Genomic DNA, 25,318 nt, shown 5'->3' with positions numbered 1-25,318 from the left:
CATCGGCGAGCACGAGAGCAGGTTACTGCGATTGCACCTGGTTACATTTGCATTACTAGAAGGACGTCAAGGATATTCGTTCTAGGTATATATGTCATGACAGGTTTTTTTGATTCTAGGCCATAGATCATGTTTCTCTATCTTTATAGAAACTAGAGTCCAAAAACCTCTCTCCAAATCTGCTCCGCTGACCTCTGGAGTCTTGTAGTGGTCTTCATCGAACCTAGCGTATTTGAAGCCTGATGAACAAATGATAACAAACTCTAGTAATTGCGCTGCAACGCCTGCACGAGAGACTATTTCTCCGTCTAGAACGACAATATCTTCCGTCGATGCTATGCGAAGAAGCTCTTTGCTTTCTAGAAACTGTTTGTGCCTTGCGGTGTGTACTTGTGCCCACGACATAAGTCTGGCCATGCTCTTAGAGCTTTCAGGGTCAGAATTCTCGACGCACTTTCCGATACGTTCGCAACTTGAAGTTATTCGCTCCCAGTCCAACTCGAAATTGGCGTTTGGGTAAACTACTTGTTGTGCAGCTCTTAAGAAGATGTCGTGGAGATCGTGAAGCGCCAAACCCAAGAGCGCCCGGTCTGCTTTGAGCTTTCGCGACGATTGCTCTGCTGACAACTCGCGTTCTTGCTGCATCTGTTTACGAATAGATTGAATGGTTAACGCAGCCGCACCAAGCGCTGCGATAGCCAACGACACATCCGAGTACGTTTCTTGATTTAGTTTCCAGTCTTTTGCCGCAGCATATGTGAGCGCAGAGCATGTTGCAGCAAGAAAAAGCCCGAACGCAAATCCTTCGTGAAATTGGATATTCTTCAAATCAGCGCCTTCAAACATCTAATTCTTCAGCAAACCGCGCGTTCTCCTGAATGTACTGGAACCGCAGTTCGGGTTTTTTGCCCATCAGACGCTCGACCAGATCGCCGGTCTCGCCGGGTTCGTCCTCGTCAATGGTGACCCGGATCAATTTCCGGGATTTCGGGTCCATCGTGGTCTCTTTCAGGTCCTTGGCATCCATTTCGCCCAGACCTTTGAAGCGGGACACGTCGATCTTGCCCTTGCCGCCCAGACCTTTCTCAAGCCACTCGTCCCGTTCAGCCTCGTCCAGACAGTAAACCCGTTTGGCGCCCTGGGTCAGGCGGTAGAGGGGCGGGCAGGCGAGGTACAGGTGGCCCGCGTCGATCATCGGGCGCATCTGGGTAAAGAAGAACGTCATCAGCAGCGAGGCGATATGCGCCCCGTCCACATCCGCGTCGGTCATGATGATAATTTTGTCATAGCGCAGGTCGTCGACGTTGAACTTGGTGCCAAGGCCCACACCCAGCGCTTGGGTCAAGTCGTTGATCTCGGCATTGGTGCCCAGTTTCGAACTGGCCGCGCCCAGCACGTTCAGGATTTTGCCGCGAAGGGGCAGCAGGGCCTGTGTTTTGCGGTCGCGACCCATTTTTGCTGAACCGCCCGCCGAGTCGCCCTCGACGATGAATAATTCGGTGCCGTCGCGTGTTGAACTGGAACAGTCCACCAACTTGCCGGGAAGACGAAGTTTCTTAGTGGCGGACTTGCGTTGTGTTTCCTTCTCGGCCCGTCGGCGCAGGCGTTCCTCAGCCCGCAGGATGAGGAAGTCCAGGATAGCGCCGGCGGATTTCGTGTCGGCGGCCAGCCAGTTGTCGAAATGGTCGCGGACCGAGTTTTCGACCAGCCGTTGCGCCTCGACCGTGGCAAGGCGGTCTTTGGTCTGGCCGACGAATTCCGGCTCGCTGATAAAGCACGACACCAAGGCGCAGCCGCCGGTCATCAGGTCATCACGAGTGATCTGCGCGGCCTTCTTGTTGTTGATCAACTCGCCATAAGCTTTGATCCCTTTGAGAACCGCTGCCCAGAAGCCCGCGACGTGCGTACCGCCTTCGGGCGTGGGGACGGTGTTACAGTAGGACTGGATGAACCCGTCGCGCGAGGGCGTCCAGTTGATCGCCCATTCGACCTTGCCCGGCGTCCCGAATTTCTCATTGAAGTCCACGGTGCCGGCAAAGGGCTGCTCGGCATAGGTAGACGATCCGTTCATCGTTTCCTTGAGATAGTCCGACAGGCCGCCGGGGAAGTGGAAACTGGCTTCGGTCGGTGTCTCACCGTCGTCGATGTGGGATTTCCAGCGGATTTCAACGCCCGAGAACAGATAGGCCTTGGAGCGGATCGACTTGAACAACCGAGCTGGTTTGAAACGGTGATGGCCGAAGATTTCCTCATCGGCGTGGAAGGTGACCGTGGTGCCACGTCGGTTGGGGGCCGCGCCGATTTTCTCGACCGGACCCAAAGGAACACCGCGTGAGAAACGCTGTTCGAACAGCGTTTTGTCGCGGGCCACCTGCACGACCATCGAATCCGACAGGGCGTTCACAACCGAGGCACCCACGCCGTGCAGACCGCCCGACGTCTGGTAAGCTTTGCCCGAGAACTTGCCACCCGCGTGCAGGGTGCAGAGAATAACCTCCAACGCAGATTTGTCTGGAAACTTGGGATGCGGATCGATCGGAATACCACGCCCGTTGTCGCGTACGGTCAGGGCGTAATCGGCGTGCAGCTCAACCTCGATCCGGTTGGCGTGGCCAGCGACCGCTTCGTCCATCGAGTTGTCGAGGATTTCCGCGACCATATGGTGCAGCGCGCGCTCATCGGTGCCGCCGATATACATACCGGGGCGTTTTCGGACCGGTTCCAGGCCTTCAAGCACTTCAATCGAGGAGGCGTCGTAGGTGGCGGTCGCGCTGGGCGTCAACAGATCGTCGGGCATCGGTGCTGCTCTTGTTTTTGGGTTGGGGCCCATTATGGCAGGTGATGTGGTCCGGGGGAAGAGGGCCCCGAGGTGTTGTGGGCGTTTGGCCGTAAGGAACGTTGAAAAGTCGCAACCCAGCGAGCAGGGGCCAGGGACAGTGCCAGCGATTAAAGTAAGGTTACTTAGGTTTTTCAGCGGTCAAACGTACCCCACCGATGCGGTGTTGCTGCACGTCTTTCACAAATTGAGCGTACATCTTCAGGAAATCATCGCCTTTGGACGGATTACCCGCGCGTTCGGCCTCGGCATCCAGTGTCTGATACATGCTGAGCCGGCGTGCCAGAATCTCGCCCCACGGGTCAGTGACATCTTCGGCGGATACAATTTCGAATCCGGCTTTCTGAAGCTGAGACTCGTATTCGGGGATGCTAAACAGAGACTGACAGGCAAAGCGCTGGCGGTATTGCTCGAACTCGTCTTCGGGCAGAGGCGTGTGCATCACCCAATCGGTAAAAGCAAAGCGACCGCCAGGGCGCAATACGCGAAAGACCTCCTGCAGAGCCTTGGGCTTGTCCGGAATGTGCAAGAAGGATTCCTGACTTACGGCTGCATCGAACTGCGCGTCGTCGAAGGGCAGATCCAAGGCGCTGGCCAGAATAGGGTGAATCTGATCCTGTAACCCAACCAGAGCGTTCAGCTCCTTTGCGCCATCTACGCGGTTGGGGCTGATGTCGATGCCAGTCACCTCTACTCCGCGTTGGGACACGTACCAGCGCGCAGGGCCACATAGCCCTGCACAGACGTCCAGAACACTGTCTCCGGCATTCATCCGGACCTTATCTGCCAGCCGGGAATTTGCCTCGAGACCGTCATAGTGATCCTGATCATAGGGATAGAGTTCTTGCGGGGTGACATCCTCAAGCGAACCGCGCAGGGACTTTAACTTCGTTAAAATGTGCGGGGCAGAGATCGGGTGACTCGCATACCAGTCCGCGACAGTTTTTTCCGCCATTTTCATTACACACTCCCCCCTCTTGTGTTTTGAGACCTTATCCCGACATGGTGAGGCAATCCAGTTTCGTCTCATGCACTATTGGGAAGAAACCGGTGCTGCAACGCAAGGCGCAATGACGGGGGGCAATATGAGTTGGATCAAGACTGTTCCGTTCGAAGAAGCCAGCGGCAAGCTGAGGAAGCTATACGAGCGGGTCACCGGGCCGGGCAACAACGTCGACAACATCATGATGGCGCATTCACTGCGTCCTCATTCGATGGAAGGCCATATGGCGCTGTACAAGAATGTCCTGCATCATTCGGCCAACAAGGTCCCAAAGTGGTTTCTTGAGGTGCTGGGGGTCTGGGTCAGTTCCTTGAACCAATGCGGGTATTGTGTTGAGCATCATTTCAGCGGGCTGCAACGCTTGCTGAATAATCCGGATAAAGGCACCGCGATCCGCCGGGCGATTGAGGCAGAAACGCTGAGTGATGCCCCGTTGGGTGAGGCGCAGATCGCGGCAATGCATTATGCGCGCAAGTTAACCGAAGCTCCGGCGGAAATGGTTAAGGCGGATGTTCAGGCCCTAAGAGATGCCGGCTGGGATGACGGTGAGATTCTCGAGATCAATCAAGTTTGCGCCTACTTTGCCTATGCGAACCGGACCGTTCTCGGGTTGGGGTGCTCGACCGAGGGTGACATTCTGGGCCTGTCGCCGAACAACTCGGACAACCCCGAGGATTGGGGCCATACCTAGGCGGTCAGTCCGCAACCCATTCCAGAATGGCCTGTGCGACGGCCTCTGGTCGCTGGTGATGCAGCCAGTGGTCGGTGCCGGGGATTTCGATGCGGGTCAGGTCGGGCGCGAACTCTTCCAATCCCGCGTTGGCCTCGGGCAGCAGGGCTTTGTCATCCGGCCCCCACAGCAGCAGGTGCGGGCAACGGACCATCAGGCGGTCCACTGGCAATTCAGGCAGATCGGTGCGCGGTTCTCCGGGCTTGGCGACGACCAGAGGCGAGGCGCGGTACCAGTTCAGCATCGCCTCAAGCCGATTGGGGCGGGCCCATTCGGTGCGATACTGCTCCATACGCGCGTCCGACAGCCAGTCTATGCCCATGCCGAAGCGAAAGAAGTGTTCAAGCCGCGCGAAATTGTCAGCCGAGAACTGTGGCGCAGCATCTGGCGCGCACAAGGCGTTGATATATTGCGACGCCTCGGATTGCGGGCCACCAGCGGCCATGGCGCGTTGAAACGGCACAGGGTGGACGCCGTTTGCGATGATCAGCCGACTGACCAGATCCGGGCGGAACATAGCCAGCCCATAGGCAACCGACGCGCCCCAGTCGTGACCAAGTACACAGGTCGGGCCTCCAACCTGTTCGATCAGCTCAGCCATGTCCGAGACCAGTTGAGACACGGCGTAGTTCCCCACGCCCGCAGGGCACCAGCTTTGCCCATAACCGCGCTGATCCGGCGCAATGCAATGAAAATGATCCGCCAGATGCGGTGCCAGATCGCTCCACGCTCCGCCATATTCTGGAAATCCGTGCAACATCAGCAGGGGCGGCAGGTCGGGCTTTCCCCAGCGCCGCAGAAAGAAGGTCTGGCCGTTTAATTCGATGGTATCCGTACGCATTCTGATCATCCTTTCAATCCTCGAATTGATGGGTTTTTCAGGCATCAATTTGACACCAATCAAAGCGAAAAGCTGCGTCTTCTGCTAGCCGTGTCCGCGGATAGTGAGAAAAGGAAAGACTGAATGGAAGCTGCGGTAAAAATCGAAGAAAAACAATCCCCCGTCAAAATTGTTCCGACCCCGAAACCCGAGCCGGCTCAGCCCAGCCCCGAGCGAATTCGACAAGCTTTCGAGAGCGGTAAATATCCCTATGGCCGCAAGATGGCGCGCGGCGCGTACGAGGCGCAGAAGGCTCAATTGCAAGCCGAATTGCTGAAGGTGCAACTTTGGGCACAGGAAACTGGCCAACGGTTCGTTCTGTTGTTCGAAGGCCGTGACGCGGCCGGTAAGGGCGGCACGATCAAACGGTTCATGGAGCACCTGAACCCCCGTCAGGCCCGCGTTGTGGCGCTGAATAAGCCGACCTGGGAAGAGAAAGGCCAGTGGTACTATCAGCGCTACATTCAGGAACTGCCGACAGTTGGGGAAATGGTGTTCTACGACCGCTCGTGGTACAACCGTGCGGGCGTTGAACGGGTCATGGGCTTCTGCTCGCCCAATGAATACCTTGAATTCATGCGCCAGACTCCCGAACTGGAACGGATGCTGGTCCGGTCGGGCATTCAGCTTTACAAATACTGGTTCTCGGTCACGCAGACCGAACAGCAGCGCCGGTTCAAAAGTCGTGAGACCGACCCGCTGAAGCAGTGGAAACTGTCACCGATCGACAAGGCCAGCCTCGACAAATGGGACGACTACACCGAGGCGAAAGAGGCGATGTTTTTCTATACCGACACCGCCGATGCGCCGTGGACCATTGTCAAATCGAACGACAAAAAACGCGCTCGTCTGAATACGATGCGGCATTTCCTGTCGACGCTGGACTACCCGGACAAGGATCACGATATCGTGGGACAACCTGATCCTCTGATCGTGGGGCAGGCACATCACGTGATCCATCGGTCCGAGCATATTCTGGGCAATACCCTGCACCCGGAAACGAAATGACCGGCTAAGCCAACAGGCCGCGCACAGATAGTCTCAACCTGAAATTTCACTTATCACCTCTTGTCCCGGCCTCTGGCCGGGCATAAGGCTGATGGGATGAATAAGGTGATGACATATCGCGGCCACTTCCGGGCCATCGCTGTGCTGGGTTTCCCGCTGATCGGCGGGCATCTGGCGCAGTTTGCGATTGGCCTGACTGACACGATCATGCTGGGCTGGTACGGGGTCGAGGCGCTGGCGGCAGTGACGCTGGCCAGCAGCTATTACTTTGTGCTGTTCCTGTTCGGGGCCGGGTTTGGCTGGGCGGTGATGCCCATAGTGGCCACCGCTGCCGCTGAAGAAGATGAGACCAGTATTCGTCGCTCAACCCGCATGGGGCTGTGGCTGTCGCTGATCTATGCGACGCTAATGATGCCACTTCTGTGGTGGTCTCAGCCGATCCTGATCGCTCTTAAGCAAGACCCGCAAGTCGCTGAAACCGCGTCACAATACCTGCGTGTCGCAGGGTGGGGGTTGTTCCCGGCGCTATTGGTCATGGTGCTGAAATCCTATTTGGCCGCGCTGGAGCGCACGCAGATCGTTTTGTGGATCACCGTCACCGCCGCAGTGGTGAATGCGGTGACGAACTATGCGCTGATCTTCGGCAACTGGGGGGCGCCCGAGTTGGGGGTGATGGGGGCGGCAATCGCCTCGGTCGTGACGCAGATCGTGTCTTTGGTCTTTGTCGTCATCTACGCAGTGCGGGTGCTGCCGGAACACAGCCTGTTCCAACGCTTCTGGCGACCGGATTGGGAATTCTTTTTCAGCGTCTTGCGCCTCGGCGTGCCCATTGGTCTGACCACGTTGGCCGAGGTCAGCCTGTTTGCTATGTCGGCTATCATGATGGGCTGGCTGGGTCAGGTGCCGCTTGCGGCGCATGGGATTGCGCTGAACCTGGCCTCTGCCACGTTCATGGTGCATCTGGGCCTGTCCAATGCGGCAACGATCCGGGCCGGGAATGCCTTGGGTCGCAAGGACCGGGCGCATCTTGAAAAGGGCGCTATAGCGGTGACGGGCATGTCTTTGGTGGTTTCGGTGATGACGGTCATCCTGTTCCTGACCTGTGCCGAGCCGCTGATCTCGCTGTTCATGGAAGCCGACGATCCGCAACGCCCGCAGATTCTGGCCATCGGCACGGGGCTGCTGGCCATGGCCGCTCTGTTCCAACTGGTGGACGGGGCGCAGGTTATTGCGCTGGGCCTGCTGCGTGGATTGCAGGACGCCAAGGTACCGATGGTGATGGCAGGGCTCAGCTATTGGGTCGTTGGGATACCGGCGTCGTACTATTTTGGCTTCGTGCAGGGCATGGACGGTATCGGCATCTGGCTGGGCCTCGTTCTGGGCCTTGCCTGCGCTGCGGTTTTGCTGATGGCGCGGTTCTGGATGCGTTCAGTTCGCGCTGTTGGTGTGCCAGCGGAATAGCTGCCCGATTAGCCCTTAGTCAGCCGATCCGCTTTTTTGCGCACCAAAACAGAGCGTAGATCGTGCATCGCCAGCAGCAACCGGTCCGTGACATCCTCTAGCTGCTCATCTGTCGCCTTAGACTGCGCCCATTGCGTCGTCAGGTTCATATAGTCAACCGCGCGGTGAATGTCGTCGATATCGCGCTGCGCCAGCAGGGCTTTGCGTTCCTCGATCCAACGCGCGATTTCGGCCTGATCAGCTTCGGTTAGGGTGCGTTGGCCTTGCGGTTTGACCTCTCCGTTGCGGATGTTGATGACCGCGATCTGATCCATCTCGATCCGCCGCTGGCGGTTTTCGGTGTCGATCCGAAACACCGCCGCGCCGTTCTCGCGGATGCGGAAGTAGTATTCGGGCAGTTCTGCGGTCATCGGGGCCTCCGGCTCAGGTCAGGGACGCGCAGAAGCGCTGGATGCGGGTGCAGGCCTCGGTCAGGGCTTCGTCCGAGGTCGCGTAGCTGACCCGGAAGTTCGGCGACAGACCAAAAGCCGCGCCGAAGACAACCGCCACGTCGGCCTCTTCCAGCAGGGCGGAGGCAAATGCCTCATCCGAGTCGATCACAGTACCCGACGGGGTGGTCTTGCCGATCAGACCTGCAATCGAAGGGTAGACATAGAACGCGCCTTCGGGCGTGGGGCAGGTGATACCGTCGATCTCGTTCAGCATTCGCACGACCAGATCGCGGCGGCGTTTGAAGGTCTCGTTGTTCGGGGCCAGAAAGGCCTGCGTGCCATTCAACGCCTCAACCGCCGCCCATTGGCTGATCGAGCAGGGGTTCGACGTGGACTGCGACTGGATTTTGCGCATCGCGGCAATGATCTCGACAGGGCCAGCAGCATATCCAATGCGCCAACCGGTCATGGCATAGGCTTTGGACACCCCGTTGCAGGTCAGCGTGCGATCATAGAGTCCGGGCTCGACCTCGGCCGGGGTGCAAAACTTGAACCCGTCATAGGCGAGGTGTTCATACATATCGTCGGACATGATCCAGACATGCGGATGACGCATCAGTACATCGGTCAGGGCCTTCAACTCGTCGCGGCTATAGCCCGCGCCGGTCGGGTTCGAAGGCGAGTTGAAGATGAACCACTTGGTCTTGGGCGTGATTGCGGCCTCAAGCTGATCTGCGGTCAGCTTGAAACTGTTTTCCAGCGTGGTTTCAACAACAAGCGGAGTACCCCCGGCCAGCAGCACCATATCCGGATAGCTGACCCAATAGGGCGCGGGGATGATGACCTCATCACCATCGTTCATCGTCGCCATCAGCGCGTTATACAGCGTTTGCTTGCCACCGGTTCCAACTGAAATCTGCGCGGGCGTATAGTCCAGCCCATGATCGCGCTTCATCTTGGCGCAGGCAGCCTGCTTCAGTTCGGGGATGCCATCGGGCGCAGTGTACTTGGTTTTACCCGCTGCAATGGCCGCCACCGCCGCATCCTTGATGTTTTGCGGCGTGTCGAAATCGGGTTCTCCCGCGCTCAGGCCGATCACGTCGCGACCGGCAGCTTTCAGCTCGGCCGCTTTTGCTGTCATCGCAATCGTCGGAGAGGGTTTTACGCGTGACAGTGTCGCAGACAGGAAACTCATGGTCGGCCTCGGTTTGTATGTTCAACCTGACTGTCATAGGGTGCGCCTGAATGACGATCAAGAAGTATAAAAAGCAGATTCAGGAGACCCCGATGAACGATGAAAACGACTGGTACGGAGCAGACGCAGCGACATTCGGGGACAGGCTGGCAGGCGCACGTGAGGCAGCAGGGATGACTCAGGCCCAGCTGGCCCGACGCCTGGGAGTAAAAAAGGCGACGATTGCAGCTTGGGAAAATGATCTGTCCGAGCCGCGCGCCAACCGGTTGTCGATGATGGCGGGCATGATCAACGTCTCGATCATGTGGCTGCTGACTGGTGAGGGTGAGGGCATGGAAGCCCCGGTCGAAGAAGGCGAGGGCGATCTGGAATTGGCGGACGCTGTTGCGGAGTTGCGCGCGATCCGTGGTGAGATGCGCGCCAGCGCTGAACGCGCCGCGCGTCTGGAAAAGAAGTTGAGGTTGATGCTGGAGCGGACCCAGTGACGGAAACACGAGAAGTACGGATCAAGCGTATGCAGATGCGGTCCATGCGGCGCGGGATCAAAGAAATGGACCTGATCCTGTCAGCCTATGCCGAACGCAACCTGAAAAAGATGGATGCAGCCGGTCTGGACCTGTACGACGCCATGCTACACGAAAACGATCAGGACCTTTATCAGTGGGTTACCGGTCAGGTCCAGCCGCCCGCAGTTTTTGCCGACCTCATTGCGGATATCGCGCAGACCTTTCAAAAATAAAGAAAATCCAGCTTAACCGATTTTTCGGGAATTCGATTCATGCTGCTTGAAACAGCGCGACTGAATCGGAGGATCGGATGAGTATGGAAATGCAGGTCTCCGCGCCTGAAGCCAAGGGGTTTATGACCAGCTATCTCGAAGCGCTCGCTTTGGTCGAGCGTCTGCACCGTTTGTTGCTGGACGTCATCAAGGATGAGTTCGAACGTGTCGGGGTGCTAGAGATCAACGCCGTTCAGGCCTTGTTGCTGTTCAATATCGGCGATCATGAGGTGACGGCGGGTGAACTGAAAAGCCGCGGTTATTACCAGGGCAGCAATGTCAGCTACAACCTCAAGAAGCTGGTTGAAATGGGTTATATGCACCACCAGCGATGCGAGATCGACAGACGCTCGGTCCGGGTGCGTCTGACCCCACGCGGGCGGGAAGTCCGCGATATCGTGTCCACGCTTTTTCTGCGCCATGCCGAAGGATTGCAGACCCGTGGTGTATTGGGGCTGGAGGGGATCGACGACATCACCACCTCTCTGCGCCGGGTCGAGCGATACTGGACAGACCAGATCCGGTATATCTACTGATCAGGGGCGGCGGGCAGGGACAATCTCTGCATATCTTTGATGTCGTCCATAAGAGCGCCTATTTGTTGCCCCTTCAGCTCCCGTTCCAATTTGCGCCGCATGGCGCGTTCAAAATCCTCGAACCCCTGCGCGACTTCCAGAAAAGCGCCGGGACCGTGCAGGACGTTGTTCTCGAAAAAGGGGATCAAATACAGCTCTCCCTCGAAATCGGCGGCATTGATGACCAGCCCGTTGACGACCGTGTTCTGAAAGGGAAAGTGCCGATAGGCCGAGTCCGGGCCGTAGCCGTCATTGTTCGATCCATCCCCCGACAGATCAATGGTCTGAAACAAACAAGGCGGGGCCTGTTGCATCAGGGTTGCGCCGAAGGCCAACGCATATCCCATCGCCGTGGCTGAACTGCTGTCGGACCGGACCGATTGCTGCACGTTCGCCGCCGCTGCCAGCAGGTCGGCCTGCGTGTTGATCATCGTCCAGTTCAGAATGATGCTCTGCGTGGAACGACCGCTCCATTCATACACGGCCAGCGCAACTGGCATGGGCGAGGAAAAGAACGCCTCCTTGACTTCGGGCGCGACCAGAGCGGCGGCCAACCCCTGCCGTTGCAGGGCGTCTTCGGTGGCATCCACCGAGGTCGAGATGTCCATGGCCAAAGCCAGGGCCAGGCGGCAGGTTTCGGCCCGAAGCGGGCTTGCCAAAACGGCAAGCCCCAGCGCTGTCAACCAGCGGATCACCAGTGACCGGTGCTTTCCATGCTGGCCCAGGGTTCTGCGGGATCCAACGCGTCACCGTTCTGCAGCAGCTCGACCGAGATATTGTCGGGGGACCGCACAAACGCCATGCGGCCATCGCGCGGCGGGCGATTGATCACGACGCCATTATCCTGCAGGTGCTGACAAGTTTCGTAGATGTTATCAACTCCGTAGGCCAGGTGCCCAAAATGGCGGCTGTCACTGGGCAGCGCATCGTCTCCGTCCCAGTTGTGGGTCAGTTCGATCGGTCGATCCTCTTGTCCCGGAGGCGCCATGAAGATCAGAGAAAACCGCCCCGACTCGCTGTCATAGCGGCGGGTTTCCTTCAGGCCCAGCAGCTCAAAAAACGCCATCGACTTCTCCAGATCCTTCACGCGGATCATGGTGTGAAGATATCTCAGCCCCATGTGTGGCTTCCTTTCTGTTCAGGTGATGCGCAGCAGCTTAGCGCGCCGGTTAAGCAAGTCGAGGGGCAGCGGGGACACAATTTGAAAATTGCGGAAATGATCGCACATATCGCGGTTCCGGTCAGTAAGTTGCCGATATATAGTGGCGGGCGACTCATCGCTGGAAAGGAAGTTTCATGCCGCTGTCCTCTGATCAACTGGCCGAGATCGAAGCGCAGCGGGCGCTATCGCATCAAACGCGCCGCGTTGTGGCTGCGGGTATGGAAGAGCACCTCTACACTGTCCATCAAGTTCTGGATCACGGTTATGTGCGTGTGATCGACTATATGGGTGATGACGCGGCGATCTGTCAGGCGGCACGGGTGTCCTACGGTAAAGGCACAATACCGGTGCAGAACGATGAGGGCCTGATCCGCTATCTGATGCGCCACTGGCACTCGACCCCGTTTGAGATGTGCGAGATCAAGCTGCACGTCAAACTGCCCGTGTTCGTGGCCCGGCAATGGATTCGTCACCGCACGGCGAATGTGAACGAATACTCCGCGCGCTACTCGATATTGGACCGCGAGTTCTACATTCCGGCACCCGATCACGTGGCCGCGCAGTCCGAGGTGAACAACCAGGGCCGTGGCGACTCGCTGCGAGGGGAAGAGGCCGCGCGTGTTCTTGAGATGCTCAAGGCCGACAGTGCGCGGTGCTATGACAATTACGAGGCGATGATCAGTCAGGATGGTCAGCAGGGGCTGGCGCGTGAATTGGCGCGGATGAACCTGCCCGCGAATATCTACACCCAGTGGTACTGGGAGATTTTAGGTGATGTTAGAATTCTCTATTTTGTGATAAATGGTTTTAAATCAGAGATTTATGAAAAAATGAGAGACTTATTCCCCATTTCCGTAATGACAGGTTTTTTCAAACGAGGATGGGTGGGGCGGCTAGATTCTGTTTGATTTACCGCGCTTCATAGACAGATCTCGATCCGAGATTAGGTCTGAGAGAACGTCGATGTGATTGCGCCATGGTATTAGCTATGAGGCGATGACGTCCAAGCTGCAGAAAGAAAGACGAGGGCACAGTTGAAGCAGTATCTAGATGCATTGAACGCCATTCTGGAATGTGGTGAAGAATCAACCGACCGCACGGGTACGGGTACAATCTCGTTATTCGGTTTGCAGTCGCGCTATCGGTTGGCGGAAGGTTTTCCCTTGGTAACTACCAAGAAGCTGCACCTGCGCTCAATTATTCACGAACTCTTGTGGTTCCTAGCCGGCGACACCAACATCAAATATTTGAACGATAATGGTGTTACGATTTGGGACGAATGGGCTGACGAAAATGGTGATCTGGGTCCTGTATATGGCCATCAATGGCGAGCTTTCCCCACACTTCAACCGACCGGGCAGGTGAAGGATGATGAACCCCTTTACTTTGGAAGGGGAGTTGACCAGATCACGCAGCTAGTCGAAACGATAAAGTCCACACCCGATAGTCGCCGCCTCATTGTCTCTGCATGGAATCCCGGAGATGTTCCGCGCATGGCACTCCCTCCTTGCCATACAATCTGGCAAGTTCGGGTCTTGAACGGTCGCATGCACCTTCAACTCTACCAGCGGTCAGCCGACATGTTCCTTGGCGTTCCATTCAACATTGCATCCTATGCATTACTTCTTGTGATGCTCGCTCATGTTACTGGTTACGAAGCGGGTGATTTTGTGCACACTATTGGCGATGCCCACATATACTCCAACCATATGGATCAGGTGAAATTGCAGCTCACTCGCAAGCCGAAGAGGCTGCCAACTATTCGCATTAAACGCGACGTGCCGTCCATTTTTGATTTCAGCTACGAAGACTTTGAGATCGTTAACTATGATCCCGAACCCGCGATCCCCGCGCCAGTGGCGGTCTAGACAATGATTACGTTGATCGTGGCGCGTACCAAAAATAGCGCAATCGGCCGAAATGGCGATATCCCCTGGCATCTTCCCGAGGACTTGAAGTCCTTTCAGCGGGAAACGCTTGGCGGTGCGCTGATAATGGGACGTAACACCTGGGAAAGCCTTCCGGTAAAACCACTGCCAAAGCGCCTAAATATCGTTGTATCTTCACAATCTGATGCCGCGGATATCGTGACCCCCTCGGTGTCCGCAGCCATTCAGACTGCCTCCGATGCGGGATATGATCGAATCTATGGCATCGGCGGAGCGCGGATTTATGAAGAGATGATCCCACTAGCGGATAGGTTGATGATTTCCGAGGTCGAAATTCAGGTTGGAGATGCCGATACATTTTTTCCCAGTTTTGATCTGGATTCCTGGCGTTTGATCAACAAGCGGCTACTGCGGCCAGACGGGCCCAAGTGTAGTTTGCACGAGTACCTAAGGCGTGGATCTCCGCCAATGCATATGGATGCAGGGGAGGCAAACGTCCTTAGCTGATTTATCAGAAATAACGGAAAGCGTTTTCTCCTTTATCATGGCTTGTGGCTCGCGAAGAAGGCTGCCGCATTTTTTAGAATATCCCTCTCCTCCTTGAGAATGCGGGTCTCTCGTCGAAGCCATTCGTTCTCTCGGGCAAGATCCGGGTCCTTGTAAGACACAGGGAAGCCACCAAGAAGACCTACGCTGCCGCTCCGGCACTGGTGGCTGATAACGGCGGCGATGCGCAGAAAGCAGACTTTGCAAAGTGTTCCAAAACAAATGGGGCACGCCACCAATCTACCATTGGCAGGCTGCTAACGAGTGCCCGGACGACGATGTAATCGGCTGACCTGACCAGCGGAGACAAACTGGTTCAGTGGACACCGTTGACCATCTCAAGAAAATGATCGACGCTTTTGTCGATCACTATAGTTTACCAGCGCTACAATGAGAGTTTCTAAACATCAAACCCGGTGCTTGCTTCACAGAAAATCTGCAACATAGTCAAAACAGCCAGATGAGCCAGACGCTCTCTTGGCTTAGGACGCTATCTGCCCAACTACCTGACGATGGACACTGAAGGAGTACTCTTGCAGGTGGTCAAACTTACCGGCAGCACAGAATTCGAACACGCGAAACAAAATTTGTGCAATCAACCATCGACCACCTTAAGCTTGTCGCATCATTCGTACTGCCGACCATCGAGCTAGGGACAACGACAGGCAGATCAATGGTCAAAAGTTACAGCAGATGCCCTTGTTACGGGCCCCACTACAAAACGATTTGAACATTACCATTCCAGGTAGTTTGCTCTGGGGCAATCTTGCTCGGTGTTCCTGAAACGTAGACTTCTTCAATCGCGCGATCATCACCCATCATCTGCAGGACAAACAATTCTTCTGCGAGACTTCCAACGCGATCCATACGCAGCGCCATGGCGGCTGTACTGCGGGCATTTAGCACCACGACATCTGCCTCGGTGCCGGGGTCGAGATTACCGATTTTATCTTCCAGGCCAAGAACGCAGGCATTTCCGCGTGTTGCCCAGTGAAACGCTTGTAGGGGATGCAGAGCCGACCCTTGCAACTGTAGAATCTTGTAACCTTCGTTGAGGGTCTGCAGCATCGAGTAACTGGTGCCTGCACCAACGTCTGTGGCGATCCCACTTGATATACCGCGTGCACTCAGCCCCTCATGATCAAAGAGGCCGCTGCCAAGGAACAGATTCGAGGTTGGGCAAAATACAGGATGCGCGCCTGTTTCTGCCAGCGCGTCGATCTCGCGCGGTTCCAGGTGAATGGAATGCCCAAGTAATGTCTTTTGGCCCAGCAGGCCATAAGACTGGTAGACGTCCAGGTAATCACGTGCTTGCGGATAAAGCTGCTTGGTAAATGCAATCTCATCCTTGTTTTCCGACAGATGTGTCTGGATGTGACAGTCCGGATGTTCTTGCGTTAAAGCCTGTGCCATTGCCATCTGTTCCGGCGTTGACGTGATCGCGAACCGAGGGGTGATGACATAGCCGTTGCGGCCCTTGCCGTGCCAGTCCGTGATTAGCGCTTTGGTGTCATCGTACCCGGTTTGCGGCGTATCCTGCAGATCTTCGGGTGCATTACGGTCCATCAGGACCTTGCCGCCAAGCATCCGCATGTTCCGTCCGGTCGCCTCGGTAAAGAAAGCGTCTGCCGAATTCTTGTGGACCGAGCAATAGGCAACCGCGGTGGTCGTGCCATGGGTGATGAGTTGATCGAAGAATGCCCGCGCCATCAGTGCACTGTGTTGATACGAGGCAAAACGGGTTTCTTCCGGGAAGGTGTAGTTATTTAGCCAGTCCAGAAGCTGCGCACCCCACGAGGCGATCACCTGTACCTGTGGAAAGTGAATATGCGTGTCGATGAAGCCAGCCATCATCAGATGTGGTCTATGGTCCGTCACTGGGACATCGCCAGAAGTTGCGCTCACCTCAGCAAAGGGTCCCGTTTCCTGGATGATTCCGTCCCGGATCAGCAGGGCGCCGTCCTCGAGATAGGTATAGGCACCGGTGTCTTCGCCGTTCAAGGGTTCGCGATGGAAGGTCAGCAGACGACCGCGAAGCAATCTCTGTGTCATGAAAGATCTCGTGCGTAAGTTAGGGAAAGGGTAGGGGGCCGCCATGCGGCTGCCCCGCTGTTGATCAGGCCTGCTGCGCCGGAGAGTCGTCGTCGATCAGATCAGGCTCATCCGGTACGATAACACGATGTTCGAGATCCTCTTTGGGGGCGAACATCGGGTAGACGTAGAGGAATGCGCCAATGATCAAGTAACCGATGGTGATCCCGTCGAATTGAGGCATCTGCAGTGTGTACGAGTGGATAACACCAACCGAAGACATCAGTCCGCCAGCGAAAGCAAACGCCCCGGCCATCCGGAAACGGCCATCAATCACGTCCGCCACAATGGCGCCCCAGATCAGGCCTGTGATGATTGCACCCTGGCTCAGGGCAAGATGCCCTTCGTAGTGGGCGCCCTCCATGAGAAGTGCCGCGGTCAAGCCTTCATCACCAAGCGAAGGCAACCCTTCGACACCGCTACTGCGCAATGCGTTCATCAGTGACCCCCATTTGACCATCAGAAAGGCCGAGATATGGGGCAGGATCGCGAAGGACACCGCAGCCATGTGCATCGGTTTCACAGCCCAGGCGGTATTGGTGATCAGGCTTACCGAGACAAAGACCAATACAGGGGCAGCAGCGGCAATCGGGATCAGGCCGGCAAGAAAAGACAAGAAGCCGAGGAAGGCAGCTGCAGCGATTACGACGGCCACGCCGACGATGTACCCGGCATGTGCATCAAGCCGTTTGTAGGCGGGATGACCAATGTAGACTGTGGTTGGGAAAGGCGAGCCAAAAAGAGCCCCCAACATGGTGCCCGCGCCATCCGTCACCTGACACACGCCGACCGGGTAATGGTCTCCTGCCGCCTCGGCCGATTCCACGTTGTTCATCGTTTCGATGAAGTTGTAGATTTGAACCGGGATCAGAACCAGAAAGAGTTCGGGATTGGCAAACAGGTACTGAACACCCGCGATGAGATCTCCAATGTAGGGAATTGGCGGGTAAAAGCCGAGGCCGCTTGTATCAATTTTGGCTTCACCAAGAACAAGGGCAATAACGGTACCGGCAGCAATCGCGACCAGACCGGCAGGGACGTTGCCCGGAAGGCGGAACCGACCGATCAGACCCCAAAGGATAAACAGTAGCGACGTAAAGCCGATGATGGGGTTTTCAAAGACTTCGGCCAGAGGCACTGAGCCGATGAAGACCAATGCGATGCCGCACAGCGTGCCCAACATCCCGGCGCGGGGTGTGATCCGCTTGAGGTATGGTCCAACGAAGGCACCCAAAGCCGCGACGATGCCGCCCATGAACCCGGCACCGATGCCCACTTGCCAAGCTAGCATCGGGTCGTTGGTGGCCCAGTAGATGGGACCGATCACGCCAAACAGGTAGACGAACATAACCGGCGTCGAGATGCCGTAGGGCAAGGCGGTTACATCTTCACCCCTTTTGTTCGCCGCGTATTTGGCGAGGTATGCGTAAACCGCGACACCGGCCAGGATCGCAATAGCGGCACCTGGGACGATGCGGCCAAAGACGATGTCCGCTGGCATCTGGAACACGAACTGACAGACCCCGGACAGGATCAGCAAGTTTACAAGGTTGTCCGTAAAAAGCGCCCAGAAAGCGCTGAAATCGCTGCGGGTAAACAGCTTGTATTCGTAGGTCCTCCCGTCCATGACGGTCTCCTCCTCTGATTTGACCGGAATTGCCCGACAGATGTCAGGCCGTTCTCCCTTTCCGGTCGCGATGGTGGCCCACAAGGGGCGCCTGGTTTGCCCCGGTCGGGGCGGTCGCGGCAGTTTCAGAGGTCAAATCAGCCATCACTTCGGCCACCACGAAGGCGGCGATGATGCTGGGCCGCTTATCACGGCTACCGCTTGCCCCAATGGGGCAATTCAAGTGTTCGATAGACTGTCCGTCACAGTTTTTGTGCGCCCAGTTTCTGAACTTTACCCGCTTGGTAGCGGATCCGATCATCCCCACATAAGCGGCGTCCCGACGTTCCAGCGCTGCTGAAGTCAGCAGGAAATCCAGCCCATGATCGTGGGTCAGAACGATAAAGGCGCTGCCTGCGGGCGCGCTCCAGATGTCGGCTTCGGGAATTGCGCTCACCCGGGTTTCGACATTTGCCGTGCAAAGTTCGATTTCCTCTGGCCGTGTGTCGACAAGGATGCAGCGCACTGGCAGGTGCTGAAGCTGATTGGCAAGCGCACGCCCCACATGACCCGCTCCCATCACGTATACATGGGGCAAGGCCTCATCCCGCCGCGCGGCGCGTTCTGTTGCCGCCCATTTGTCTGACGCACGCATGCGCGTCAGGTGCAATTCGACCCGGCCCCCACAGCATTGCCCAATTTCAGGACCAAGGGGGATATCCAGATCCTGGTGCAGCGCACCATCGCGCAACATATCCCGCGCGGCATTGATGGCCATGAACTCCAACTGTCCACCGCCAATGGTGCCCCACAACGCTCCTGGTGCCACGAACATTTCAGTCCCCTCATTGCGCGGCGAAGACCCGCGCACGCGCGTCAGCACGACGCGGATCACGCTGTGCTGAGTGGACAGAAATTCATTCAGGGAACCCGGGGCAGTCATGGCTCAGCGCCCCTCTTGCAGCCGCGACACGGCCATCAGGACACGCTCGGGCGTCGCTGGCGCGTCAAGGCGCGGGCATTCCCGGTAGTCGGCAACCGAGGCTACGGCCATGGACAGGGCCTCAAACACCGAAATACCCAGCATGAACGGCGGCTCACCAACAGCTTTGGAACGTTTGATGGTCAGCTCGCGATTTTCCGACCAGTCGGCGAGATTCACATTGAAGATACGCGGACGATCCGACGCGAGCGGGATCTTGTAGGTCGACGGCGCATGGGTGCGCAGACGGCCAGCATCATCCCACCACAGCTCTTCGGTGGTCAGCCATCCCATGCCCTGAATAAAGGCACCTTCGACCTGCCCCTTGTCGAGCACCGGGTTCAGGGAGCGACCGACGTCATGCAACACATCTGTACGGTCCACTCGGTACTCACCGGTCAGGGTGTCAATCGTCACCTCTGAACAGGACGCACCATATGCGTAATAGTAGAACGGACGGCCTTGTCCTTTGGCCCGGTCCCAGTAGATTTTCGGGGTCTTGTAGAACCCGGCCGCAGACAATTGCACACGCGCCAGATAGGCCTGCTTGATGAATGCATCGAAGGGCAGGATCTCTTCACCGATATGGACCTGATTGGCGTGGAAGACTACGTCGGCAGGGGCAACATTCCACTTCTCAGCTGCAAATTCCACCAGACGCGATTTGATCTGCTCGACCGCATTCAATGCCGCCATCCCATTCAGGTCCGTCCCGCTGGAGGCCGCTGTCGCCGACGTATTGGGAACCTTCTCGGTGGTTGTTTTGGTGATCTTGATACGGTTGAAATCAACCTGAAAGGCCTCGGCCACGACCTGCGCAACTTTGGTGTTCAGGCCTTGCCCCATTTCGGTGCCGCCGTGGTTCAGATGAATCGAGCCGTCATTGTAGACATGAACCAAGGCACCAGCCTGATTGTACCAGGTCGCGGTGAAGGAAATGCCGAACTTGACGGGTGTCAGCGTGATGCCTTTTTTCAGGATCGGTGACGTCTTGTTGAACGCGATGATGTCCTGTCGGCGCTGGCGGTACTCTGAGGTTTCTTCCAACTCTCCAACCAGCCGGTCGAGAATGCTGTCTTCGACCTCTTGGTGATACGGGGTTATGTTGCGGTCCTCGGTGCCGTAGAAATTGGCCTTGCGCACATCCAGCGGATCTTGCCCGGTGGCATAAGCGATTTCTTCGATCATCCGTTCTGCTGCGATCACGCCTTGCGGTCCACCAAACCCGCGAAACGCGGTATTCGAAACCGTATTGGTTTTCATCGGGTGGCTGTTCAGTCGCACGTTTGGATAGAAATAGGCGTTGTCCGCGTGGAAAAGCGCCCGGTCGGTCACAGGGCCCGAAAGATCGGCCGAGAAACCGCACCGCGCAGCAAAGCTGCCTTCAACCGCCTGAATTCGACCATTGTCATCAAAGGCGACATCATAATCGATCACGAAGTCATGGCGTTTACCGGTCGCCGTCATGTCCTGATCCCGGTCGGGGCGGATTTTGACGGCTCGGTTCCACTTTTTGGCAGCCATGGCGGCAACCGCGCAGAACAGGTTCATCTGGCTTTCCTTACCGCCAAATCCACCACCCATCCGGCGCACATTGACGACAACGGCATTGGACGGCACGCCAAGAACATGCGCCACCATATGCTGCGCCTCGGACGGGTGCTGAGTGGAACAATGTACGACAACATCATCGTCTTCACCCGGAACGGCAAAGGCAATGTGCCCTTCGAGGTACATATGATCCTGCCCGCCAACGCTCATCCGGCCCTTGATCCGGTTGGGTGCAGCGGCTTGTGCGGGGGCGACGTTACCGCGCTCCAACTTGAGGGGGGGCGTGACATGCGGGTACCCGGCTTCTTGCGCGGCAATTGGGTCCAGCGCGTGAGGCAGGGTTTCGTAGTCGATCTTTGCCAACTCTGCGGCGCGGCGCGCAATGTCGCGGGTTTCAGCAACCACGGCGAACAGAGGCTGGCCATGAAACTGAATGGCATCGGTCGGGAAAACCGGTTCGTCGTTCAGGTGGGTCGGGCTGATATCATTGACACCCGGTACGTCATCCGCAGTCAGCACCCCGACTACACCGGGTGTGGACAAAACCTCGGAAAAATCAATGTCCAAAAGCTTGGCGTGCGCGATGTTAGAAACACCGAGATACGCGTGCAGCGCGCCTTCGGGTAATGTAATGTCGTCGGTATAGTCGGCCTGCCCAGTAACGTGCTTGATCGCACTGTCATGCTTCACGTTGGTGTGGGCCGATCCCATGATGGAAACGATATCTTTCATTTTTGCGTCTCCTGATCAGGCATAAGCCAGTTGAACGGGGGTGTCGGTTTGGGCGTCGTTTTCAAGAAAGAACCGGCGCAGCAGGTTTTGCGCAGTCAGCATCCGATAGTCAGATGACGCCCGCCAATCGGTCAGAGGCGAGAAATCCTGCGGCAGTGCCAGGGCAGCGGCTTCGAAACTCTCGCGCGACCAGGGCCGACCATTGAGCGCCGCCTCGGCAGCCGATGCACGCTTCGGCGTGGCGGCCATGCCACCAAATGCGATGCGCGCATTGCTGATGGTACCTTCTTCGATTGTCATGTGGATGCCGACAGCCACCGAGGAGATGTCCTCATCACGACGCTTGGAAATTTTGTACGCCGCGTCCAGATCGTTAGGTCCCGGCAGGGGGACCTGGATGCTTGCGACAAACTCATCAGGCTGGCGGTCTTGCTTGCCGTAGTCGATGAAGAACTCATTCAACGGCAGCGTCCGGCATTCGGTGCCGCGCCGCAAGGTGATTTCCGCACCAAGGGCAATAAGAACCGGCGGCGTATCTCCGATGGGGGACCCGTTAGCGATGTTCCCTCCGACGGTTCCCATATTCCGCACCTGCCACCCTGCGATGCGATCCCAGTAGGAGGACAGGTGTGGCAAGTGCTCTGACAGGAGATCTTGGCAATCGGTGTAGCTGGCGCCAGCACCAATCAGGAGGAGGGACCCCTGTCTTTTGACGGTTTTCAGGTCTTCGAGGTGACCCGTGAAAATAGCGGGCCCGATGTTGCGCAGGAACTTGGTGACCCAAAGACCGACATCCGTGGCGCCGGCAACGATCGTGGCATTTGGATAGGCTTGCAGACACTCGGCAAGATCATCGACACTGGACGGGAGGATGCTCAGGCTATCCTTGGGCCCGGATACAACACGCCGTCCGTCCTTGAGGGCCGCAAGACGCGCGGTCATGGCGTCTCGTTCGGTATTCAGGTGATCCGATGCCGGGGTACCATAGCGACTGACAGCGACGGCGGCGCGAATGATTGGTTCATATCCGGTGCAGCGGCACAGGTTACCTTGCAGCGCGGTTTCAACCTGCGCCTCAGATGGTTCGGGCGTTTGCATCCAAAGGGCGTATAGCGCCATCACGAACCCCGGGGTGCAGAACCCACATTGGCTGCCGTGATGGTCGATCATGGCCTGTTGCACCGGGTGCAGACGACCGTCGGGGCCAGACAGATGTTCGACGGTAACGACATGACATCCATCGACAGAGGCCAGAAACCGGATACACGCATTCACGGGGACGTAGGTCAGGCCAGCGTCGCCAAGCCGTCCGACAAGTACGGTGCATGCTCCGCAGTCACCTTCGGCGCAGCCTTCCTTAGTGCCTGTCAGGCGGCGCTCCAGCCGCAGAAAATCCAGAAGTGTTTGGTCAGCCGATACATTTGGAACGGAAACATCCCTGCCATTCAGGACAAACTGGATGTCGGTGCGATACGTCATGAAATTCTCCCTCTGCCCTGCCTTCCGGTGGGGGTCAGCGGGACCATAAAAGTAAAGATTGAGTCGGAAAATCGCTGCAAACAGCAAATACTTTCAACAGAACGTTGAAAAAGAGAGATCCATGGCGCAGTCTTTCCGCACAGGGAGGATTGAATGTCTTACATCGAAAGTCTGCGGGTCTTTGTCAGAGTGATGGAGCTGGGCAGCATCACGTCCGGCGGGCGTGATTTGCGGTTGACGCCCGCAGTGGCCAGCAAGCGATTGAAAGAGTTGGAGAACCATCTGGGCGTGCGTCTTTTCAACAGAACGACCCGGTCGATGACACCGACCGAAGTGGGAACCGTCTTTTATGACGAGGCCAAGGCCGTTTTATTGGCATTGGACCATGCCGAAGCGCGAGTAGCCAGCTTTTCAGATGCCCCGCGCGGTGCAATCCGTATCACAGCGCCACTGGGCGTTGGGCGCAGAATCGTTGCGCCGCTGGTCCCTGAGTTTTCAGACCGCTACCCGGAAACCGAGATTCGCATGCGCCTGTCTGACCGTAAGGTGGACATTCTGGCCGACGGTCTGGATATAGCGTTCTTCATCGGAGAGCCTGGCGATTCCACGATGAAGCTGCGGAAATTCGCGGATTGTGATCGCGTGTTGTGCGCCTCGCCGGATTACTTGTCGAATTTTGGTGTGCCCAAAACGCCGGGTGATTTGTTGCATACGCCGCATAACTGCCTTCTGTTGCGCTATCCCAGATCGCCTGAATATTTCTGGATGCTGCAGACCGATATGGGGCCGCGAAAACTTGAAGTCCGCGGAAAGTACGACGCGGATGACGGCGACGTGCTGACAGACTGGGCATTGGCGGGCAAGGGGATCGTCAACAAACCGCGTTTCGATGTTCGGGAGCATCTGGAGGCTGGCCGATTGATCGAGGTCCTGCCGGATACGCCGCCATTGCCGACGATTTTTGGGTGTCTCTATCCGCACAAAAAACTTCAGGACCCAAAGGTGCGTCTGTTCGTTGAGCATATAGCGCAGCGCAGTAAACGGATTTTTGCGTAGCCCTCAGAGAACAAAAAAACTGGGCGAGGGAACCCAGTTCATGTGCCACAGTTCTGACGAGGGGCGGCTATTGGTCTCTGACTTCACGCACCCATGCAATGATAGTCTGGCGCGCGTCTTCGTCCATTTGAACCGCCGATGGCGGTGGCATTGCGTGGCTGATTCCGGCCTGCAGATAGATCTGGTCAGCTTGGCGCGCCACATCACCGGGTGTTTCAAGATAAACCTGTTTCGGAGCCCATTTCATCGTGCCATACACCGGTTCGCGTGCATGGCACATAGAGCAATTGCCCAGGACTGTGTCGTAGGCTTCTTCGAAACCCGCAGCCGATGCAAACTTCTGCTCGTAAGGGGTCAATTCGCGTGCTTCGGCGTCCTCCCATGTCTCAGTTGGCCTTACCGAAGACAACCACGCGATCACGACCATCAGCAGAACCGTGACAGCCCAAGTCCAGTGCGGTCCTTTTCCGGTTGCGTGCATTGTGTTGAAGTAGTGACGGATGGTGACACCAGTCAGGAAGATCAGGCTGGCGATGATCCACGAATACTCTGTGCCGAAAGCCAGTGGATAGTGGTTCGACAGCATCAGGAACACGACTGGCAAAGTCAGATAGTTGTTGTGAGTAGAGCGCACTTTGGCGATTTTGCCGTATTTGGCATCAGGCGTCCGACCTGCTTTGAGATCTTCAACTACAATCCGCTGGTTTGGCATGATCTGAAAGAACACGTTGGCGGTCATGATCGTCGCGGTGAAGGCACCAAGATGTAAAAGTGCGGCGCGGCCCGTGAAGATCTGATTGTAACCCCATGACATAATTACGAGAATCAAGAACAGCAGCAGCATCAGAACTGTCGGGTGATCGCTCAGCTTGGATTTGCACATCTGATCGTAGAGCAGCCAGCCAATAGTCAGCGATCCGCCAGAGATCAGTATCCCCTGCCACAAGGCGAGGTCCACTTTTGTTGGATCAAGCAGGAACAACTCGCCGCCGACCCAGTAGATAATCATGAGCAGTGCCGCACCAGAGAGCCACGTCGTATAGCTCTGCCATTTATGCCAGGTCAGGTGTTCAGGCATCCGGGCTGGTGCCACAAGGTATTTGACGGTGTGGTAGAACCCGCCCCCATGCACTTCCCATTCTTCGCCGTAGGCCCCGTCCGGCAGGGCTGGGTTCGGCTTTAGCATGAGGTCCAGCGCGATAAAGTAGAATGACGCGCCAATCCACGCCATCGCGGTGATCACATGCAGCCAGCGGACCGAAAAAGCGATCCACTCCCACATTACGGCCAGATCATACATGGCATTGCTCCTAAGTTTCTATAGTTG

The 25,318-nt window shown here is 56.8% G+C and carries 24 protein-coding genes; 10 read left to right on the top strand and 14 right to left on the bottom strand.

Features of this window, described 5'->3' with window-relative positions; all coding sequences use genetic code 11:
• Positions 1 to 81: 81 nt before the first annotated feature.
• From GOW98_RS01885 to GOW98_RS01875, 3 genes are all read right to left on the bottom strand, one after another.
• Positions 82 to 846 (bottom strand): hypothetical protein, encoded by a 765-nt coding sequence (locus GOW98_RS01885; RefSeq protein ID WP_170329357.1) that lies wholly within the window; start codon positions 844 to 846, stop codon positions 82 to 84.
• Positions 839 to 2,797 carry a DNA topoisomerase IV subunit B gene (gene parE, locus GOW98_RS01880; RefSeq protein ID WP_170329356.1) on the bottom strand — a complete coding sequence of 653 codons (1,959 nt, stop codon included), beginning with the start codon at positions 2,795 to 2,797 and terminating at the stop codon, positions 839 to 841. Before parE ends, GOW98_RS01885 begins: the two co-directional genes overlap by 8 nt.
• A gap of 160 nt (positions 2,798 to 2,957) precedes the next feature.
• A complete protein-coding gene (locus GOW98_RS01875; RefSeq protein ID WP_217359250.1) occupies positions 2,958 to 3,791 on the bottom strand; it encodes a class I SAM-dependent methyltransferase in 834 nt (277 codons plus the stop codon).
• A 130-nt stretch (positions 3,792 to 3,921) separates the two neighbouring features.
• On the opposite strand from GOW98_RS01875, the gene GOW98_RS01870 reads away from it, so the two are divergent.
• On the top strand, positions 3,922 to 4,530 hold the full coding sequence (locus GOW98_RS01870) for a peroxidase-related enzyme (RefSeq protein ID WP_170329354.1): 609 nt from the start codon (positions 3,922 to 3,924) through the stop codon (positions 4,528 to 4,530).
• 4 nt (positions 4,531 to 4,534) lie between these two features.
• On the opposite strand, the gene GOW98_RS01865 is transcribed toward GOW98_RS01870, so the two are convergent.
• Complete coding sequence (locus GOW98_RS01865; protein WP_437436846.1) at positions 4,535 to 5,410, bottom strand: alpha/beta fold hydrolase; 876 nt, start codon at positions 5,408 to 5,410, stop codon at positions 4,535 to 4,537.
• A gap of 123 nt (positions 5,411 to 5,533) precedes the next feature.
• On the opposite strand from GOW98_RS01865, the gene ppk2 reads away from it, so the two are divergent.
• The gene (gene ppk2, locus GOW98_RS01860; RefSeq protein ID WP_170329352.1) at positions 5,534 to 6,457 is read left to right on the top strand and encodes a polyphosphate kinase 2; all 924 of its coding nucleotides are present in this window, start codon (positions 5,534 to 5,536) and stop codon (positions 6,455 to 6,457) included.
• A 108-nt stretch (positions 6,458 to 6,565) separates the two neighbouring features.
• Entirely contained in the window at positions 6,566 to 7,918 is a 1,353-nt protein-coding gene (locus GOW98_RS01855) for an MATE family efflux transporter (protein WP_254437872.1), read from the top strand.
• Between the two features lie 8 nt (positions 7,919 to 7,926).
• Here GOW98_RS01855 and GOW98_RS01850 read toward each other — a convergent pair whose 3' ends face one another.
• Complete coding sequence (locus GOW98_RS01850) at positions 7,927 to 8,328, bottom strand: hypothetical protein (RefSeq protein ID WP_170329350.1); 402 nt, start codon at positions 8,326 to 8,328, stop codon at positions 7,927 to 7,929.
• Between the two features lie 13 nt (positions 8,329 to 8,341).
• The gene (locus GOW98_RS01845; protein ID WP_170329349.1) at positions 8,342 to 9,544 is read right to left on the bottom strand and encodes a pyridoxal phosphate-dependent aminotransferase; all 1,203 of its coding nucleotides are present in this window, start codon (positions 9,542 to 9,544) and stop codon (positions 8,342 to 8,344) included.
• 92 nt (positions 9,545 to 9,636) lie between these two features.
• Here GOW98_RS01845 and GOW98_RS01840 point away from each other — a divergent pair, with 92 nt between their 5' ends.
• The 3 genes from GOW98_RS01840 to GOW98_RS01830 all read left to right on the top strand — a co-directional run bounded on the left by GOW98_RS01840 (position 9,637) and on the right by GOW98_RS01830 (position 10,858).
• Entirely contained in the window at positions 9,637 to 10,029 is a 393-nt protein-coding gene (locus GOW98_RS01840) for a helix-turn-helix domain-containing protein (RefSeq protein WP_170329452.1), read from the top strand.
• Entirely contained in the window at positions 10,026 to 10,283 is a 258-nt protein-coding gene (locus GOW98_RS01835) for a succinate dehydrogenase assembly factor 2 (RefSeq protein WP_170329348.1), read from the top strand. The genes GOW98_RS01840 and GOW98_RS01835 overlap by 4 nt, the downstream gene beginning before the upstream one ends.
• A gap of 77 nt (positions 10,284 to 10,360) precedes the next feature.
• Positions 10,361 to 10,858 (top strand): MarR family winged helix-turn-helix transcriptional regulator, encoded by a 498-nt coding sequence (locus GOW98_RS01830; RefSeq protein WP_437436845.1) that lies wholly within the window; start codon positions 10,361 to 10,363, stop codon positions 10,856 to 10,858.
• Here GOW98_RS01830 and GOW98_RS01825 read toward each other — a convergent pair.
• Together GOW98_RS01825 and GOW98_RS01820 are read right to left on the bottom strand one after the other, a co-directional pair.
• Positions 10,852 to 11,592: a DUF1194 domain-containing protein gene (locus GOW98_RS01825; protein ID WP_170329347.1), complete on the bottom strand. Its 741-nt coding sequence runs from the start codon at positions 11,590 to 11,592 to the stop codon at positions 10,852 to 10,854. The two genes, GOW98_RS01830 and GOW98_RS01825, sit on opposite strands and share 7 nt — an antisense overlap.
• Positions 11,589 to 12,017 carry a VOC family protein gene (locus GOW98_RS01820; protein WP_170329346.1) on the bottom strand — a complete coding sequence of 143 codons (429 nt, stop codon included), beginning with the start codon at positions 12,015 to 12,017 and terminating at the stop codon, positions 11,589 to 11,591. Before GOW98_RS01820 ends, GOW98_RS01825 begins: the two co-directional genes overlap by 4 nt.
• A gap of 176 nt (positions 12,018 to 12,193) precedes the next feature.
• Between GOW98_RS01820 and thyX the strand changes: the two genes are divergently transcribed.
• The 3 genes from thyX (at position 12,194) to GOW98_RS01805 (ending at position 14,455) form a co-directional block, all read left to right on the top strand.
• Positions 12,194 to 12,967: an FAD-dependent thymidylate synthase gene (gene thyX / locus GOW98_RS01815; protein WP_254437871.1), complete on the top strand. Its 774-nt coding sequence runs from the start codon at positions 12,194 to 12,196 to the stop codon at positions 12,965 to 12,967.
• 126 nt (positions 12,968 to 13,093) lie between these two features.
• Positions 13,094 to 13,927, top strand: a complete 834-nt coding sequence (locus GOW98_RS01810) for a thymidylate synthase (RefSeq protein WP_170329345.1) — start codon at positions 13,094 to 13,096, stop codon at positions 13,925 to 13,927.
• 3 nt (positions 13,928 to 13,930) lie between these two features.
• Positions 13,931 to 14,455 (top strand): dihydrofolate reductase, encoded by a 525-nt coding sequence (locus tag GOW98_RS01805; RefSeq protein ID WP_170329344.1) that lies wholly within the window; start codon positions 13,931 to 13,933, stop codon positions 14,453 to 14,455.
• Positions 14,456 to 15,208: 753 nt separating this feature from the next.
• On the opposite strand, the gene guaD is transcribed toward GOW98_RS01805, so the two are convergent.
• The 5 genes from guaD to xdhA all read right to left on the bottom strand — a co-directional run bounded on the left by guaD (position 15,209) and on the right by xdhA (position 22,935).
• Positions 15,209 to 16,546, bottom strand: a complete 1,338-nt coding sequence (gene guaD / locus GOW98_RS01800) for a guanine deaminase (protein WP_170329343.1) — start codon at positions 16,544 to 16,546, stop codon at positions 15,209 to 15,211.
• Positions 16,547 to 16,610: 64 nt separating this feature from the next.
• Positions 16,611 to 18,212, bottom strand: a complete 1,602-nt coding sequence (locus GOW98_RS01795; RefSeq protein WP_170329342.1) for a xanthine/uracil/vitamin C permease — start codon at positions 18,210 to 18,212, stop codon at positions 16,611 to 16,613.
• Between the two features lie 43 nt (positions 18,213 to 18,255).
• Entirely contained in the window at positions 18,256 to 19,134 is an 879-nt protein-coding gene (xdhC, locus tag GOW98_RS01790; protein ID WP_170329341.1) for a xanthine dehydrogenase accessory protein XdhC, read from the bottom strand.
• Positions 19,135 to 19,137: 3 nt separating this feature from the next.
• Positions 19,138 to 21,456, bottom strand: a complete 2,319-nt coding sequence (xdhB, locus tag GOW98_RS01785; RefSeq protein ID WP_170329340.1) for a xanthine dehydrogenase molybdopterin binding subunit — start codon at positions 21,454 to 21,456, stop codon at positions 19,138 to 19,140.
• A 15-nt stretch (positions 21,457 to 21,471) separates the two neighbouring features.
• Complete coding sequence (gene xdhA / locus GOW98_RS01780; protein WP_170329339.1) at positions 21,472 to 22,935, bottom strand: xanthine dehydrogenase small subunit; 1,464 nt, start codon at positions 22,933 to 22,935, stop codon at positions 21,472 to 21,474.
• A 153-nt stretch (positions 22,936 to 23,088) separates the two neighbouring features.
• Here xdhA and GOW98_RS01775 point away from each other — a divergent pair, with 153 nt between their 5' ends.
• Entirely contained in the window at positions 23,089 to 23,991 is a 903-nt protein-coding gene (locus tag GOW98_RS01775; protein ID WP_170329338.1) for a LysR family transcriptional regulator, read from the top strand.
• A gap of 67 nt (positions 23,992 to 24,058) precedes the next feature.
• Here the strand turns inward: GOW98_RS01775 and GOW98_RS01770 are convergent, their stop codons facing one another.
• Positions 24,059 to 25,291: a urate hydroxylase PuuD gene (locus tag GOW98_RS01770; RefSeq protein ID WP_170329337.1), complete on the bottom strand. Its 1,233-nt coding sequence runs from the start codon at positions 25,289 to 25,291 to the stop codon at positions 24,059 to 24,061.
• Between the last annotated feature and the right edge of the window lie 27 nt (positions 25,292 to 25,318).

The organism is Ruegeria arenilitoris (genome assembly GCF_013032445.1).
Lineage (GTDB): Bacteria > Pseudomonadota > Alphaproteobacteria > Rhodobacterales > Rhodobacteraceae > Ruegeria > Ruegeria arenilitoris_F.
Note: the sequence above shows the minus strand (reverse complement) of the source record. Positions and strands in the feature narration are given on the sequence as shown.

Coding starts and splice junctions, on each gene's coding strand:
- GOW98_RS01885 (WP_170329357.1), bottom strand. CDS start 846: ATGTTTGAAGGCGCTGATTTGAAGAATATCCAATTTCACGAAGGATTT.
- parE (WP_170329356.1), bottom strand. CDS start 2,797: ATGCCCGACGATCTGTTGACGCCCAGCGCGACCGCCACCTACGACGCC.
- GOW98_RS01875 (WP_217359250.1), bottom strand. CDS start 3,791: ATGGCGGAAAAAACTGTCGCGGACTGGTATGCGAGTCACCCGATCTCT.
- GOW98_RS01870 (WP_170329354.1), top strand. CDS start 3,922: ATGAGTTGGATCAAGACTGTTCCGTTCGAAGAAGCCAGCGGCAAGCTG.
- GOW98_RS01865 (WP_437436846.1), bottom strand. CDS start 5,410: ATGCGTACGGATACCATCGAATTAAACGGCCAGACCTTCTTTCTGCGG.
- ppk2 (WP_170329352.1), top strand. CDS start 5,534: ATGGAAGCTGCGGTAAAAATCGAAGAAAAACAATCCCCCGTCAAAATT.
- GOW98_RS01855 (WP_254437872.1), top strand. CDS start 6,566: ATGACATATCGCGGCCACTTCCGGGCCATCGCTGTGCTGGGTTTCCCG.
- GOW98_RS01850 (WP_170329350.1), bottom strand. CDS start 8,328: ATGACCGCAGAACTGCCCGAATACTACTTCCGCATCCGCGAGAACGGC.
- GOW98_RS01845 (WP_170329349.1), bottom strand. CDS start 9,544: ATGAGTTTCCTGTCTGCGACACTGTCACGCGTAAAACCCTCTCCGACG.
- GOW98_RS01840 (WP_170329452.1), top strand. CDS start 9,637: ATGAACGATGAAAACGACTGGTACGGAGCAGACGCAGCGACATTCGGG.
- GOW98_RS01830 (WP_437436845.1), top strand. CDS start 10,361: ATGAGTATGGAAATGCAGGTCTCCGCGCCTGAAGCCAAGGGGTTTATG.
- GOW98_RS01820 (WP_170329346.1), bottom strand. CDS start 12,017: ATGGGGCTGAGATATCTTCACACCATGATCCGCGTGAAGGATCTGGAG.
- thyX (WP_254437871.1), top strand. CDS start 12,194: ATGCCGCTGTCCTCTGATCAACTGGCCGAGATCGAAGCGCAGCGGGCG.
- GOW98_RS01805 (WP_170329344.1), top strand. CDS start 13,931: ATGATTACGTTGATCGTGGCGCGTACCAAAAATAGCGCAATCGGCCGA.
- guaD (WP_170329343.1), bottom strand. CDS start 16,546: ATGACACAGAGATTGCTTCGCGGTCGTCTGCTGACCTTCCATCGCGAA.
- GOW98_RS01795 (WP_170329342.1), bottom strand. CDS start 18,212: ATGGACGGGAGGACCTACGAATACAAGCTGTTTACCCGCAGCGATTTC.
- xdhC (WP_170329341.1), bottom strand. CDS start 19,134: ATGACTGCCCCGGGTTCCCTGAATGAATTTCTGTCCACTCAGCACAGC.
- xdhB (WP_170329340.1), bottom strand. CDS start 21,456: ATGAAAGATATCGTTTCCATCATGGGATCGGCCCACACCAACGTGAAG.
- xdhA (WP_170329339.1), bottom strand. CDS start 22,935: ATGACGTATCGCACCGACATCCAGTTTGTCCTGAATGGCAGGGATGTT.
- GOW98_RS01775 (WP_170329338.1), top strand. CDS start 23,089: ATGTCTTACATCGAAAGTCTGCGGGTCTTTGTCAGAGTGATGGAGCTG.
- GOW98_RS01770 (WP_170329337.1), bottom strand. CDS start 25,291: ATGTATGATCTGGCCGTAATGTGGGAGTGGATCGCTTTTTCGGTCCGC.